The sequence below is a fragment of the Variovorax sp. dw_308 genome (assembly GCF_019207085.1).
Classification (GTDB): domain Bacteria; phylum Pseudomonadota; class Gammaproteobacteria; order Burkholderiales; family Burkholderiaceae_C; genus Variovorax.
Genome location: NZ_JAATOM010000099.1, coordinates 1 through 554, shown reverse-complemented (window position 1 = coordinate 554; position 554 = coordinate 1). Strand labels below are relative to the sequence as shown.

Below are 554 nucleotides of genomic sequence, written 5' to 3'. Positions count from 1 at the left end.
GCACCTCGGTCGCGTCATCGGACACCGACCACAGCGAGGAGATCAGGCTGGAGGTGCCGGCCGAGAGGAAGGAGCGCGTGAAGCCCAGCACTTCGTCGCCGGAGGCCACGCGGCCCAGGCCCGACTCGCATGCCGACAGCGTGACCAGCGCGCTGTGCGAGAGCGGCAGGTCCAGGATCTCGTGCGCCTCCAGGAAGTTCTGCTTGCCGTCCTCGTTGGCCAGGAGGATGCGCGAATACAGCGGATCGATCTGGTCGGCCTCGGCATGCGCGGCCACATGGATCAGGGGCGAGCGGCCCGCCGCTTCGCGGAACTGGGTCTTGGTGGCCGCGGCGCCCATGTAGACCTTGTTGCGCGGGAAGACGGTGGCGATCTCCTTGACCTCCGCCGCGGCGCCGGGCAGCTCGTGCTGGTCGTCGATGCGCGGATTGCCGAAGGCGGTGAGCGACGCATCCACGCGCGGCGTGCTTTGCGCCAGTTGCACGGCAATGCTCATCGACGGCGCCACCGACACCGGATGCGTCTCGATCACGTACTGGCCATTGAGCCGCAGT

The 554-nt window shown here is 68.4% G+C and carries 1 protein-coding gene; it reads right to left on the bottom strand.

Going from position 1 to position 554, the window contains the following annotated elements; genetic code table 11:
- Window positions 1–554: CHAT domain-containing protein (locus HCU76_RS36375; protein ID WP_218512068.1), on the bottom strand; the 554-nt coding region annotated here is incomplete at both ends.